The sequence below is a fragment of the Brevundimonas sp. KH_025 genome, assembly GCF_057839885.1.
The window spans coordinates 1,295,987-1,308,758 of record NZ_CM174501.1 but is presented as its reverse complement, the minus strand read 5'-3'; the positions used below and the strand labels follow the sequence as shown (position 1 = coordinate 1,308,758).

Here is a 12,772-nt window from a genome sequence, read left to right as displayed (position 1 = left end):
GCCTTGCCCTATCTGTTGAGAACCCGCCCCAGCGCATCGACACCAGGATCGAACCTCTGTCTTACAGGCCAATGAAACGACTGACGCCGATCGAACACGCCAAGGCCAAGGGCAAGACCATCACCATGAGCATGCCTGACCGTGGGCCTGACGTGCGCGCGCAAATCCTCGCGTGGCTGGAGAAGCGGCCGGGAGACGGATGGTTCTACGCCAAGGGCGACAACTACACATTCGGCACGCCCGCGGACGCGTCGGCGTTCAAGCAATGGCTGATGAGCGCGGTCGCCGCCTGAACAGCGACGTCTGCTTTCAGGCCGGAAGCCAAGGTCGGCTTTCGCCCCATAAGAGACCTTCGATCTCAATCCGGGCTTTGTTGCCATGAGCCCGGCGGCACGCCCCAAAGTTCGAAGCACATGGCCTTCGCAGCGTTCACATCCTGCCCCCAATAATCCCATTCCGGATAGGGAGAGTCTGCCCGCTCAAACGCGAAGCAGTCCACGCCATCATCACCGACCTCAAGCACGGTTTTGGCAAAGCTCTTGGTGTTGTTGGTGGATACGAGCTTGATCATCCGAGCAGGCTAAATCGAAGAATGTCCGCTAACCACCCTTAGCTGACCAAAGCGAAGTTCGCTCCCGGGCTTGCACGCCAATGTCTGCTTTCGGCGCCAGAGCCTAGGACCGCATTCGACCCATTGCGGACCTTCTCCCGTATCGGGCCAAGTGTATGTTCGGGAAATGCCGCCGCTGCCCACAATCGTTTTCGACCTGGATGGCACGCTGCTCGACGGCGACTCCGCCACAGCCTGGATGATCGGCAGGATCAGACGCTCTTGGGCGAGAACTGCTATGGCCATCGCTGCCGCGCCCCTTGCCTGCTTGCTCATGACGAATTCTCGATCGCGGCGCTGGGGTGCCTCAATAGCCCTTTGGATCGCAAGCGCAGGGCAGACCGAAGATGAGCTCCGAGCCTCCTTTGGTGTCTTCGCGGATGGAATTCATCGAGGTGATGGGCCCATCGGTTGGCGGGAGGCCGGGCTTTTGACGATACGCGGCCATATCGAGCGTGAAGAGCCAGTGATCATCGCCACTGCCGCCCCGGCATGGCTGGCTGAAAAGCTAATCGAGCGCCTGAACTTGCCGATGATCGCCGTCGTTGGCTCCACGCTCGGCCCATGGCTCGGAGGATGGGTCGGAATCCGACACTGTCGCAATCAGGCGAAGTGCGACGCCATTTGGGCCGCCGGGCATGGCCAGCGGTGGGCGGTAGCCTATTCAGACAGCGCAGATGACCTGCCATTATTGGCGCGAGCGGATCGAGCGTGCCTAGTGAATGGGTCTGCCTCAACACTCGCTCGGTTCGCAAAGAGCGGCGTCGCGATCGAACCTATTTCCTGGTGAGCTAGACCAATCGCCAACCGTGAAGCTGACCTGAAGCCAGCTGGACCGTGACGACATCGCCGAGCAGGCTAACTTCTGACGAACGACGCCCCGAACCAAGTACGTCAAGCTCATGGTCATTGGCTAACCGAACCCTCCGACCACCCTGCGGCAAGAGCCCAATGACATGGGCAGCCATCGTGATTGGATTTTGCCCGGCAGGCGTGTTCCTGGCGGTGACTTCGTAAAGTCTGATGAGAGACATGACCGATATTTCCTGTCGGTCCAAACGAGCGACTTTATGGATATGGGCACGTGTGCTCGTTTCCCAGCGCTGCTGGCATCCGCCCCCCTCAGCTGACGTCGACAACGACCGCTTTCCGCGCCGAAGCCCAGGGCCGCAATCGACCCTTAGCGGACCTTGATAGCTGTATTGCCGAGCAAAGGCAGGATCCGCATGTAGGCCAGAGAGGCGACAAGTTCGACGAGCGTTTGTGTCACGATCACCGCTGGCAAAAGCGGAGCCGCATCCGGAATGGCGAAAGCTAGTGGAAGCACGACAAGCGAGTTCCGTGTCGCCGAACTAAATGCCACGGCGCGTGTCGCGCTCGTCTCCAGCCGGGCGATCCTGCCTACTAGCCATCCGACCGATGGCGCGAGCACTGCAAAAGCGAGATACAATGGCAGAGCCGTTAGAGCGCCGTCCAGCGCCTGCCCCATCTGCGGCGCCACGGACGCGATCACCACGAAGAGAACGAGCGCGGTCGCGGGGACCGGCAGAAGGCCCAGCGTATCCTTTAGCTGCAAAAGCGCGTTGCTCCGGTTGGCTAGCATCTGGACCGCGCCGGCGAGCGCTAGAGGAGCCACGATCAACCAGATGAAAGCATGCATGAACGGCTCGATGTGGATCAAACCGACAGCGTCTCGTCCCAGGAATGCACTGAGATAGACGGGCAGTAAGAGCATTTGCAGCAGAAGCAGGACGGGCGTTGTCGCAAGTAGCAGTCGAGCGTTCGCTTTGCCGATGTGCGCGAAGGTCACGACATAGTCGATGCAGGGGGCTAACAAGACCAGAAGTACTCCGATCCGCACTAGCGGGTCCGACGGCAGGAACTGAACCAGACCGAAAACCAGCGCTGGGATCAGGATGAAGTTGGCGACGCAAAGAGCGCCCAGAAACCTGAAATTCCGCAATGACCGCCCTAGATCGGCAAGCGGCACCATCAGAAAGGTCGCGAACAGCATCACCGCTAGGGCAGGGTTGATCCATGGTTCCAGTCGTTCCGTCGATGGGAACGCTAAAGCCGCGAGGCCCCCGCAAACAACCGTGACCAGGTAGATGGCGACCTGGTGGGTTTCGAGCATGTCACGCAGCTTAGCCATGCGGCGACGAACACCAGGGCGCTGCGCGGGTCAAGCCGAGTTCCCACCCGAACCTACCCCTCCTCCCCAGGGAATCCTGAATGCCCGCTGTGAGCGTGACCGACGCAAGCTCGCGGCCAGGGGCAGGTTCGACGCCGTGCTCTGATCAGCCCGACCGTGCGCTGTCGCCCGCCGTCGCAGAAGATGCGGCGCGAACGAAACGAACCCGTTCGGCGCGCAGCTCGGGCAGGGGCGAAAATCCTGACTGCGCGAAGGCGCGCTGCTGCGGCTGGGCAGAGACGGCGTCCTCGGCGCGCCACCACAGGAGATTGTTCGAGGCCTTGGGAAGAAGGCCGCCGACGATCCGTTCGATATCGCGAAAGCTCAGTTCAACCTCGGCGCCCTTCTGGCGACGGAGATATCGAACAAGAGGCTCATACTTCGCCATGTGTCGCCCCGTTTCTGTCTCACGCGCCGCAGGGTGAATCACCTGCCCAAAAGCAAGCGAGCCCCAATAGCGACGGTCGTCGCCGGAGAGAAGGTCCAGCCTTGAGCTGCGCCTGCCAGATTTTATGGCGGCCCGACTGTTCCGCCGCAAAGGGGGGGCAGTGGACGGAGAAGACCGGGCCGCCGCCCCGACCGAAGCAGGGGACCCAGCTCAACTCGCCGATCCGCCTCGAGGTTCCTTCAGGCCCCTCTCGCTGTTCGCCAGCCCCCCCCCGCCTCGCCTAGCCCAGCGTTTTCTCGAGGCCGCCGATATCCTGTCCGACTAGGCTCGCCCCCTCAGGCCAGCGTCCTGAAGGTGATCGAATAGCGTAGCGCCGTCATCGGCGAGATCGAATGCTCCCAAGCCCGCCGCGCCTCGCCGGAGAGCCGATAGGCAGACCCAGGCTCCAGCGGCGCCGCTGACCGACGCCATCCCGGCCCATCCTTCTGGCGCAGGCGCATGACGCAGGGCGCAAGCAGAGAGACGCCGAGGATTTCGCCATAGACTGGCCGATCGCGATGCCAGCCGATCCCCGCGCCAGGGGCGTACTCATTGACGAGGGCCTGAACGAAGTCGCCGCGGTTCAAGCCGACCCGCTCCGCGAGACGGGCCAGCAGGACCTGCAGGAAGTCCGGCCAGGGATCGGCAACCTCAAGCCTGTCCTGTTCGACGTCATAGCGCCGCCCGAAAGCAGCGATGCGCCTGAATCCCTGATAGCCCATGTGCTCATAGGGCTTGAAGCTCAGTCTTTGAAGCTGCGCCGCCAGTTCACCCTGCTCTTCAGCGGACAGCACTTCGGGCCAGTAGTCGAAGCCGTTCGGCTTCACTGTCGCCGAGGCAGGGACATGGCCGAACAGGTCGGTCTGGACCGCCGTCATGACAGCGCCAGTTCGCCGACGGCGGTCTGGGCCGTCGCCTTCTCAAGGTTGGAGATCGTCACCCCCACCAGTCGGATCCCCCTGGCGGGAGGATAGAGCGACCTGATCAGCAGGCGGCTGACCTCTCTGAGGCGGGCTTTCGATGCGACCAGCTCAGCGAAGGACCGACTGCGGGTCGATTGCTGGAAATCGGCCCACTTCACCTTCACCGTCACGGTCCGACCCAGCGAGCCGGCCTTCTCGCACCAGGCCCAGACCTCGTCCGCCATCTCCTTGACACCGGCCTCGATCGCTTCCGGTTCGACGAGGTCCTCGGCGAAGGTGGTCTCTGAGCCGCTGGACTTACGCTCGCGGTCCGGATTGACCGCCCGATGATCTTCGCCTCTGGCGATGGCGTAGTACCAGGGGCCCGACTTGCCGAAATGATATTGCAGGAAGGCCAGCGACTGGCGGCGCAGGTCCGCCCCCGTTTCGATGCCCAACCGGGTCATCTTCTCGGCCGTCACGGGTCCTACGCCATGGAAGCGCTTTACCGGCAGGTCCTGGACAAAGGCCTCGCCCCGTCCCGGCGGCACGACGAACTGGCCGTTCGGCTTACGCTGGTCCGAGGCCAGCTTGGCCAGGAACTTGTTGTAGGAGATCCCGGCCGAGGCCGTCAGCCCGGTCGTCTCCAGAATGCGGGCGCGGATTTCATCGGCGGTGGCGGTGGCTGTCGGCAGTCCCTTGATATTGGCGGTGACGTCGAGATAGGCCTCGTCCAGCGACAGCGGCTCTATCAGGTCCGTGTAGTCGGCGAAGACAGCGTGAATCTGGGCCGAGACGGCGCGATAGACCTCGAACCGGGGCGGCGCAAAGATCAGTTCGGGGCAGCGCCGCAGAGCGGTGCTCGACGGCATGGCCGAGCGCACCCCGAATTTGCGCGCCTCATAGCTGGCGGCGGCGACGACCCCGCGCGCGGCGGCGTGACCCACCGCCACCGGCCGACCGCGCAGGGCCGGATCATCCCTCTGCTCCACCGAAGCGAAGAAGGCGTCCATGTCCACGTGAATGATCTTGCGAACCGCCGCTTCTCCCATAGCGGACGGCTAGCAAAATCAGAACAAAAAGAGAACATAAAATCACACGTCAGGCCGCCGATTGAAGGATCTGATCCGGCCCGCGACCTCGGGTCCAGTGGCCGCCGTAACCGCAGCCCGATAGGAGACACAGGCTCCTGAACCGTTCCTGGAACCGCTGCATGAACACCATCGCCCTCGGCCCCCTCATACTTTCAGGCGAACGGTTCGCCATCCTGGCCGGGGTCTTCGTCTTCCTGATCGGCACGGGCGTGCTGGCCTGCCGCGTCAGCCCCCGCTTCAATCTGTGGAGCACCGTCGTCGTCATCGGCGGCCTGGCCGCCGCGCGGCTGGCCCATGTGATCGCCCAGTGGTCCTATTTCAGCGAAGATCCTCTGCGCGCCCTGGCGATCTGGCAGGGCGGCTTCAACTGGCTCTGGGTCCTGCCTGTCGTCGCCCTGTCGCTGGCCTTCCTTCTGCGGACCTTGCGAGAACGCGCCTGGGCGATCGCGCCGCTCGCGGCAGCGACCCTGGCCTGGACCACGGCCCATCACCTGGCCTCGGCCACCGAGCCCCTGCCCCCGCCGGTCCTGACCCTTGCCGCCCTGGACGGCCCGCCGATCGATCTGGCGGCCAGCGATGGGCGGCCGACCGTCATCAACCTCTGGGCCACATGGTGCGCCCCGTGCCGACGCGAGATGCCCGCCCTGGCCCAGGCCGAACGCGCGCATCCCGAGGTTCGCTTCCTCCTCATCAATCAGGGCGAAGGCGAAGCCAAGGTGCGCGACTTCCTCGGGCGCGAAGGCCTGGCCTTCGATCACATGCTGCTTGATCCCGCCATGGCGACGCAGCGCCACTACCGGACGGTCGGCATTCCTGTGACCCTCTTCCTTTTCCCCGACGGTCGACTGGCTATGGCTCACACGGGCGAGATCGCGCCCGAACGGATCGCCGCAGAGATCGCGCGGTTGAAATCGCCCTGAAGCCTCTCGCCCGGCCGGGACGCCTCCCCGACCTGCCCCGGTCGCGCCGGGACCTGAAGGAGCGCTCTCAGCTCAGAACGCGCACCGATATCGGGCAGTGATCCGAAGGATGTTCGGCCTCCGGCACGCCATAGACATATTCCTCGAACGATCCCGGCTCGATACGTGCTGCGGCGTCCACGCCGACGACGATGAAATCGATGAACTCCCGATACCGCGCCTTGCAGCCCGCCGAACGGTCGCCTCCGGCAAGGGTCAGCGCCGCAGCCGCTGGCTCGCCGTCATTGAGCCCGTCGAAGAAGGCGTCGCCTCGGCTCGCCATGCGCCGGTTCCAGTCCCCCAGAACGGCAAAGGCCTCCCGGGCATGAGCCCGCTCATCGACCCAGGCCTCGAGGACCGGGAGCTGATCAAACAGGACGGGGCAGTCGGGATCGTTCGAGGCGCGCCCTGAATTGCAGCCGGACTTCAGGTGAACAGCTAGAAGCCGCAGGGGCCGTCCCTGGACGACAGTGATGTCGACGCCCCAGCGCAGGTTGGGGTTGCCGAGAGCCAGAGCCGAGAGGTCGCCGTTGCGCGACCAGGCGACGCCCTTGCGGATCGCGAATCCGACGGCCTGGTTCTGGATGTGGCGCCCAGGAAGCCCCCGGCATTCCGGACCACGCTCGCTCGCCGGGCGGGTCGACATCACGACATCATACTTCGCCGGCTCGAACACCCGTTCCGCCGCGGCCTGGTTCTCGACCTCCTGGAGAGCGATCACATCGGCCCCCAAGGCATCAGCATGACGGCGCAGGACGGCGTAATCGGCTTCTACTCGCGGCCGGCATCCCTGGCCGTCCAGCTCGGCCAGGTGTTCGAGATTCCAGCTGGCGATCTTGAGCGGCGCGCCATCCGACGGGACGGGCAAGACCCCGGCGCAGCCGGACAGAAGAGCGGCGGCGAATGCGACAAAGAGACGTTTCATGCGTGACCCGTAGCGGGATGAAGCTTAACCGCGCTCCAACATGGCCGCGCCTGCCGCTGCCTATCCCAGCGACGGCTTCGCGCCCAGGGGCTTCCGGACGCGGGCAGCCATCAACTCGAGCAATCAGGCCAGGGATCGGATGTGATACTCGCCGTCTGCAAACCCGCTCACCGCGATCACAGCCTCGACGCGACGCCCTGACGCGGTCCGGCGAATGTGGGCGATGCAATTCACAGCCTCTCCGATCATGCGAAACGGAACCTGGCTCGCAACCTCTCCGATCAGGTCCTCCATACGTCTCAGCGCTTCCGGGGCCGAGTTGGCGTGGACCGTGGACAAGCCGCCTGGATGGCCTGTGTTCCAGCTTTTCAGGGTCTCCAGCGCGGCAGCGCCGTCCCGCATTTCTCCGATGACGATCCGATCCGGCCGCATGCGCAAGGCGTCGCGCACGAGCTCCGCCACGCCGATGACTAGCGGCTGCCGGCGGGTCACGACCGATACGACGTCCCAGGCCGAACACTGCAGTTCAGGCGTATCCTCGATGAGAAAGACCCGGTCCCCGGCGAATGCCGGCTCGGCCAGGACAGCGTTGGCCAGCGTCGTCTTTCCCGATCCCGTTCCGCCGGAAATCAGTATGTTGCGACGTTCTGATGCAGCGACACGCAAGGCATTCGCCTGCCCCTCGCTCATGACGCCGTCGCGCACATAGTCGTCCAATCCCCAGATCACGGCGGGACGCTTGCGTATCGAGAAGGCAGGCCCAACGGCGACGGGCGGCAACACCCCCTGGAACCGCTCACCTGTCCCCGGCAGGACGCCGGACAGCCTCGGGTTCTCCCGTGTCACCGTCTCTCCCGCATAGTCGGCGATCAGCCGGATCGCCCTCTCCCTCGCCTCGGTCGACAGGACGCAGCCCGTGTCGCTTCGTCCCGCGCCCACCCTGTCCAGAACAAGCCGTCCGTCCGGATTGGCCATGATCTCGACCACGGCCGGTTCCTCGAGCGCGGCGAGCACCGTCGCGCCCAGGGCATGCCGCAACGCCTCCAGCTTGCGCTCGGCGATGATCGGATGGGGCGCCACCTAGTTGGCCGGAGCGAAAGACGGCGGCTCGCCCCTGACCTCCGCACGCCCTCCATCCCGCCTACCCGAGACGATCCGGGCGGCGGTCGCGTCCAGCAGACGCTCGATGCGCCGCTCCACCGCCGCCTGCACCGTCGGATCCTCATCGACGACAGCGTCCGGCAAACGCAGGAAGAAGGCCTTGGCCACCTCGATCAGGAGCTCCTGCACGATCTGCATGTCCCGCCCGGTCGAGCGCATATGATCCCGCAGCGATCGCTCCAGGTTCAGCAGCCGGTCATCCGGATCGGCCTTGGGGTTCCTCGCCAGGCCTCGCACAATGGCCTGGCTCGCCGCCTGGCTCAGGGCGATGCGCCCGACCCTGGCCTCGCGGTTGAGGCTCGACACCACCTTGGGGTCGTTGAGATAGACCTGCACGCGCGTCGCCAGCTTTTCGCTTCTAGCCATCGCTCCCTCCTTGCAGTTGATCCAGGACCGCCTGTTGCGCCGCCATCTCCTGGGCCACCCGCCCATAGATGTCGGCGGCGCGCGAGGCGGCCTTCCTGTCGTCCATGGCGCCCGCGACCTCCTTGAACAGGGGCAGGCTGGCCATGACGTCCCGGCCCAGACTGCGCCGTCCGAGCCAAGGATGGGGCGGCCGGCCCGGCGTATCGACGCGCAGCGCCTGGTCCGGCGGCGATCCGCCTGCGCGACTGCGAAAGGGCTCACGCCGATCATAGAGAAGCTTGTCGGTCCGCAGCGGCCGCTGCCCCGCCACGAAGACCAGCTGCTGGTCGTCCGGCAGGGCGCGGATTTCGCCGGGCTCCAGCAGGGGCCGCTCTACTTCCGAGCGCGACACCGAGCTGCGGCCCGCGCCGAACCCTGACGGCGCACTGCGGCTCGTCCGGGTCTCGGTCACGGAGCCGGTCAGCTTCGACACCTTGTCCTGGGTCAGCGGGTCCAGGGCGGAAAAGGCCGTGTAGACGTGGCAGTTGTCGAGGATCGTGTTGTGCGGGCCGTAGGTCTCGACGATGTCGTTCAGGGACTGGGCCACGAACATGGCCTTGATCCCGTAGCCGCTCATCAGCCTCAGCGACTTCTCGAAGAAGCCGAGCCGCCCGAGCAGCGGGAACTCGTCCATGACCATCAGCAGCTTGTGGCGCTTGATCCGCCCGGCGGCGTCGCGCTTCTCCTCGGCTGTCAGGGCCTGGGCCGCCGCGTAGAAGAGCAGCCGCACCAGAGGTCGAAGCGCCGCCGCATCAGCAGGCGCCACCTGCACGTAAAGGGACATCGGCGCCTCGGCGCACATCAGATCGCCCATGGCCAAGTCTGAAGCGGACAGGACCCGCTCCACGTCCTCGCCCGCCAGCCACTTCAGATAGGAGCGCGCTGTTCCCTGGACCGAGGTGCGGAACCGGTCATGCATGGCTGCATAGCCCTTCACCGCCGTCTGGATGAAGGGATGCGCCTGCGGCTCGCCGTCCAGGCCTGAGCGATGCAGGGTCTTCAGCATGACGTCCGCCGCCTCATCGAGGTCGGCCAGCAGCGCCCGGACCTTGAGCAGGGTCTTGTCCTGATCTTCGGCCGTATAGAGAACATGCAGGATCACGGCCTCCAGGATCTCCGAAGCCGCCTTGTCCCAAATGGCTTCCTCGTCCCGTGTTCCGCCCGGGTCCGAGAGAATGGCGACCAGCCGCTGCACCTGGGCCAGTTCGCCCGGTCCCGGCTGGATCTCCGCCAGCGGGTTCCACCGCGCCGAGGCCACATCGCGAGGCGCCAGATAGAGGGTGTGCGAAAACCGCGACCGCCAACCGGCCGTCACAGCCCAGAGCTCGCCCTTGGGATCATGGACCAGGGCGCTGCCGCCCCAGGACAACAGGGTCGGAACCACATGCCCCCTTCCCTTGCCGCTGCGGGTGCCGCCGGTCACCAGGGTCGGCCTCAGGTCCGTCGTGGCCAGAAGCCGTCCCTTCAGCAGGCCCAGGACCGCGCCCCCGGAAGCGAAAATGCCTGCACGGCGGGCCTCGGCCAGCCCTCCCCAGCCCCGGACGCGATGCAAGGGGCGTTCCGCGCCGATCAAGACGCCAGCCGCCAATCCGCTGAATACGCCCAGCAGGATCAGGGGCGCCGCACGGGTCATTCCCGGGTCGGCCTCCTCGCCGAACTGGCGCCGCCACGACAGGATGGACCAGGGCGGATAGAGCACGAGATCGGGCCTCGCCTCCAGGCCCGCGCCCAGCACCCCATCCCAGCGATATGTCCAGGCGAAGACCTGGGTGGCGGCCTGGAGTCCGAGCAGCAGCCCCAGGGTCAAAAAGGCGAGCCGCGCCTTCACCTCACGCCCCCAGACTCTGTGAACGGAGCCGTTCGGTCTCACGTTCAAGGATCAGGAGCGGGGCCGCTTCCATCCGGCGCTGATGATAGCCGACGAGCGAGGCGCGCAGATCTGACAGGGCGCCGCCCTGGAACAACTGCACTGCGGCTCGGGCTTCTTCCTCCTGATCGGGGAAGAGGCGCTTCTCCGCCGTCGCCAGCGGGAGCAACTGACTGCCTATGCGCTCGAAGGCGTCGAAGAGGACCTGATTGCCGGCGCTGCGGACCAGGATGTCGAGCCGTTCGGCGAGATTCAGTCCCTGTGAGGCCACCAGGCTCGTCGGAAGGCTTCCGCCCTGCAGATCGGCGACGATATCGAGACTTGAGACGAGGCAGTGAAGGCGAAAGGCGAAACGATCACGAACCACCGTCGCATCGAGCCTCGGCGCCAGGAAGCCGCCCAGAGGCCCTCGCTCGATCAGGCCTTCGCCGCAAAGCCAGGCCAGAGCTTCCCGAACCGGCGTCGTCGAAAGGCCCAGCCGTCGCGCCTCGTCGATGATCACCACAGGGCATCCGGCAGGATAGCCGCCTCGCCGCGCACGTTCGCGGATATTGTCCAGCGCCAGCATGAATGGATCGCGTCTGCGGGTCACGGCCGCCTCCGACAGGGAACCGTGACTATTGGCGCCCGGGGGCGTCTCGCCAACAAGTTGAGATCCCAGCCTTCAGTTTTCGCCGCTGATTGTCGGTCCGGCTCCCACGGAGCGACGGTTCAACCGCCACTTTGTGGCGGTTCGCTACGGCTGCCGCGCCGCCAGAGCTGTAAAGAACATTGATCGCCGATCATCCAAGCGTCACCATGCGGACGAAAGGGTGGTGCGTCGATGACAGGCTCCACGTCCATACCGCTGCGCGACGGAGACGTCCTTTCCGCAGCGCTGAAAGCGATACGTCGGCTCCGCGGCATGACGGTCGCCGAAGCGGCCAAGGCCATGAACATGGCCGTGCGGACCTATGAACGCTTCGAGGCCGGCGCCACGCGGCTCAACATTGATCACATCCACCGTTTCGCGGTTGCGACGAACAGCGACCCCTACGCTATTCTTCTGGCGGTGGCCCTGGGATCGCCGGAGATGGCGCGGCGCTGTGCGGACAACAAGCTGGCCACGATCCTGACGATCGCGCTGCAGAAATACGATGTCGCCATGGGAGACCGGATCCAGCGACAGGAGACACGAACCTTCATCGCCGCCGTCTCCGACATGTTCGACCGCCTCGCTGCCGACGGCCTTGAACAGGATGAGGCCCAGACCTGGCTGGAAGATGGAAAGCAGACCCTGAAGGCCAACCGGCCGCTGCCAGGACGCTGAGGCGCAATATACTCCAGATATAGTTTTGAAGTCGGACAGTGCGGGCGCTCACTGGGTCCGCCACCTGAGTGGCGATCAACCCAAGGAGACTGTGATGAAGACCACCGCACTCAAGCGCGTCAGCTTCGGCAGCGCCCGGGCCCTCACCCAGCAGGACATCAAGGGCGAATTCCTGGAACAGACGTTCCAGCCCAGCCGCGTCCCCATGGCGTGAACGAAATCGGGCGGCCGTTCGCGCGGCCGCCCGAACCTCGAACCGGTCATGGACAACCGCCAACCTAATCATGCCTGGCTCTCCGGCCATATCCACATGGCCTGGCGAGGCCCCGACATCATAGTCCTCGACGTCCTGAATGACGCCTATTCCTGTCTTGTCGGCGCGGCCGAACACATCCGGATCTCAGACGCGGGCAACGCCGTCCTAGCCCACACCGACATTCTTGATGACCTTTTACTCGCGGACCTGATCACGCAACGCCCCCCGGCCGTTCGAAGAACCTCCTGTCCGCCCCCCACGAAAACCCTGCCGCTCCGCCAGACAACCACCGCATCAAGGATCTTGGGCGTGGGACTGAACGCGGTTAGCGGCGGACTCGCCTTTCGGGATCGCACTTTCGCCGAACTCGCCGTCCCCCTGCTCCCAGCCCAGGGCTCGCAACCTTGCCCTCAGACATTTGAGCGTCTCCAACATCAGGTTACCGCCTTCTGCATGCTCCTCCCCTGGCTTCCGTTCCAGGGACAGTGCCTTCACCGCGCCTTTATGCTCCGCCGACTGCTCGCCCGTCGCGGCCTGTCCGTCGCCTGGGTCTTCGGCGTACGGACATGGCCTTTCATGGCCCATTGCTGGCTGCAGGCTGGCGACACCCTGGTGGCTGATGATCTCGACCGGGTTCTTGGCTTCACGCCGATTCTGGTGGTCTGA

15 protein-coding genes are annotated in these 12,772 nt (G+C 65.1%); 5 read left to right on the top strand and 10 right to left on the bottom strand.

What is annotated here, in order from left to right; translation table 11 throughout:
* Positions 1-71 precede the first annotated feature (71 nt).
* A complete protein-coding gene (locus tag AC3IS2_RS06580; RefSeq protein WP_489199850.1) occupies positions 72-293 on the top strand; it encodes a hypothetical protein in 222 nt (73 codons plus the stop codon).
* Between the two features lie 65 nt (positions 294-358).
* Here the strand turns inward: AC3IS2_RS06580 and AC3IS2_RS06575 are convergent, their stop codons facing one another.
* Positions 359-571, bottom strand: coding sequence for a hypothetical protein (locus tag AC3IS2_RS06575; protein ID WP_489199849.1), 213 nt, complete (start codon positions 569-571; stop codon positions 359-361).
* Between the two features lie 166 nt (positions 572-737).
* On the opposite strand from AC3IS2_RS06575, the gene AC3IS2_RS06570 reads away from it, so the two are divergent.
* The gene (locus AC3IS2_RS06570) at positions 738-1,400 is read left to right on the top strand and encodes a haloacid dehalogenase-like hydrolase (protein WP_489199848.1); all 663 of its coding nucleotides are present in this window, start codon (positions 738-740) and stop codon (positions 1,398-1,400) included.
* Between the two features lie 390 nt (positions 1,401-1,790).
* Here the strand turns inward: AC3IS2_RS06570 and AC3IS2_RS06565 are convergent, their stop codons facing one another.
* From AC3IS2_RS06565 to dinB, 4 genes are all read right to left on the bottom strand, one after another.
* Positions 1,791-2,762 (bottom strand): arsenic resistance protein, encoded by a 972-nt coding sequence (locus tag AC3IS2_RS06565; protein ID WP_489199847.1) that lies wholly within the window; start codon positions 2,760-2,762, stop codon positions 1,791-1,793.
* Between the two features lie 145 nt (positions 2,763-2,907).
* A complete protein-coding gene (locus AC3IS2_RS06560; RefSeq protein WP_489148843.1) occupies positions 2,908-3,189 on the bottom strand; it encodes a DUF7662 domain-containing protein in 282 nt (93 codons plus the stop codon).
* A 335-nt stretch (positions 3,190-3,524) separates the two neighbouring features.
* Entirely contained in the window at positions 3,525-4,106 is a 582-nt protein-coding gene (locus AC3IS2_RS06555; protein WP_489199846.1) for an alpha-ketoglutarate-dependent dioxygenase AlkB, read from the bottom strand.
* Positions 4,103-5,182, bottom strand: coding sequence for a DNA polymerase IV (dinB, locus tag AC3IS2_RS06550; protein WP_489199845.1), 1,080 nt, complete (start codon positions 5,180-5,182; stop codon positions 4,103-4,105). The genes AC3IS2_RS06555 and dinB overlap by 4 nt, the downstream gene beginning before the upstream one ends.
* Positions 5,183-5,343: 161 nt before the next feature.
* Between dinB and AC3IS2_RS06545 the strand changes: the two genes are divergently transcribed.
* A complete protein-coding gene (locus AC3IS2_RS06545; protein ID WP_489199844.1) occupies positions 5,344-6,144 on the top strand; it encodes a TlpA family protein disulfide reductase in 801 nt (266 codons plus the stop codon).
* A 67-nt stretch (positions 6,145-6,211) separates the two neighbouring features.
* Here the strand turns inward: AC3IS2_RS06545 and AC3IS2_RS06540 are convergent, their stop codons facing one another.
* The 5 genes from AC3IS2_RS06540 to AC3IS2_RS06520 all read right to left on the bottom strand — a co-directional run bounded on the left by AC3IS2_RS06540 (position 6,212) and on the right by AC3IS2_RS06520 (position 11,133).
* The gene (locus tag AC3IS2_RS06540; RefSeq protein ID WP_489199843.1) at positions 6,212-7,108 is read right to left on the bottom strand and encodes an endonuclease/exonuclease/phosphatase family protein; all 897 of its coding nucleotides are present in this window, start codon (positions 7,106-7,108) and stop codon (positions 6,212-6,214) included.
* A gap of 123 nt (positions 7,109-7,231) precedes the next feature.
* Entirely contained in the window at positions 7,232-8,188 is a 957-nt protein-coding gene (gene trbB, locus AC3IS2_RS06535) for a P-type conjugative transfer ATPase TrbB (protein ID WP_489199842.1), read from the bottom strand.
* Complete coding sequence (locus tag AC3IS2_RS06530) at positions 8,189-8,635, bottom strand: hypothetical protein (RefSeq protein WP_489199841.1); 447 nt, start codon at positions 8,633-8,635, stop codon at positions 8,189-8,191.
* A complete protein-coding gene (locus tag AC3IS2_RS06525; RefSeq protein WP_489199840.1) occupies positions 8,628-10,502 on the bottom strand; it encodes a type IV secretory system conjugative DNA transfer family protein in 1,875 nt (624 codons plus the stop codon). Before AC3IS2_RS06525 ends, AC3IS2_RS06530 begins: the two co-directional genes overlap by 8 nt.
* A gap of 1 nt (position 10,503) precedes the next feature.
* Positions 10,504-11,133 carry a hypothetical protein gene (locus tag AC3IS2_RS06520; protein ID WP_489199839.1) on the bottom strand — a complete coding sequence of 210 codons (630 nt, stop codon included), beginning with the start codon at positions 11,131-11,133 and terminating at the stop codon, positions 10,504-10,506.
* Positions 11,134-11,364: 231 nt separating this feature from the next.
* Between AC3IS2_RS06520 and AC3IS2_RS06515 the strand changes: the two genes are divergently transcribed.
* Both AC3IS2_RS06515 and AC3IS2_RS06510 read left to right on the top strand, forming a co-directional pair.
* On the top strand, positions 11,365-11,850 hold the full coding sequence (locus AC3IS2_RS06515) for a helix-turn-helix domain-containing protein (protein ID WP_489199837.1): 486 nt from the start codon (positions 11,365-11,367) through the stop codon (positions 11,848-11,850).
* A 262-nt stretch (positions 11,851-12,112) separates the two neighbouring features.
* Entirely contained in the window at positions 12,113-12,772 is a 660-nt protein-coding gene (locus tag AC3IS2_RS06510) for a lasso peptide biosynthesis B2 protein (RefSeq protein WP_489199836.1), read from the top strand.

Excerpts from the sequence above, each read along its gene's own strand:
- AC3IS2_RS06555 (WP_489199846.1), bottom strand. The coding sequence starts at position 4,106 with ATGACGGCGGTCCAGACCGACCTGTTCGGCCATGTCCCTGCCTCGGCG.
- AC3IS2_RS06565 (WP_489199847.1), bottom strand. The coding sequence starts at position 2,762 with ATGGCTAAGCTGCGTGACATGCTCGAAACCCACCAGGTCGCCATCTAC.
- AC3IS2_RS06560 (WP_489148843.1), bottom strand. The coding sequence starts at position 3,189 with ATGGCGAAGTATGAGCCTCTTGTTCGATATCTCCGTCGCCAGAAGGGC.
- dinB (WP_489199845.1), bottom strand. The coding sequence starts at position 5,182 with ATGGGAGAAGCGGCGGTTCGCAAGATCATTCACGTGGACATGGACGCC.
- AC3IS2_RS06510 (WP_489199836.1), top strand. The coding sequence starts at position 12,113 with ATGGACAACCGCCAACCTAATCATGCCTGGCTCTCCGGCCATATCCAC.
- AC3IS2_RS06570 (WP_489199848.1), top strand. The coding sequence starts at position 738 with ATGCCGCCGCTGCCCACAATCGTTTTCGACCTGGATGGCACGCTGCTC.
- AC3IS2_RS06580 (WP_489199850.1), top strand. The coding sequence starts at position 72 with ATGAAACGACTGACGCCGATCGAACACGCCAAGGCCAAGGGCAAGACC.
- AC3IS2_RS06575 (WP_489199849.1), bottom strand. The coding sequence starts at position 571 with ATGATCAAGCTCGTATCCACCAACAACACCAAGAGCTTTGCCAAAACC.
- AC3IS2_RS06530 (WP_489199841.1), bottom strand. The coding sequence starts at position 8,635 with ATGGCTAGAAGCGAAAAGCTGGCGACGCGCGTGCAGGTCTATCTCAAC.
- AC3IS2_RS06540 (WP_489199843.1), bottom strand. The coding sequence starts at position 7,108 with ATGAAACGTCTCTTTGTCGCATTCGCCGCCGCTCTTCTGTCCGGCTGC.
- AC3IS2_RS06545 (WP_489199844.1), top strand. The coding sequence starts at position 5,344 with ATGAACACCATCGCCCTCGGCCCCCTCATACTTTCAGGCGAACGGTTC.
- AC3IS2_RS06515 (WP_489199837.1), top strand. The coding sequence starts at position 11,365 with ATGACAGGCTCCACGTCCATACCGCTGCGCGACGGAGACGTCCTTTCC.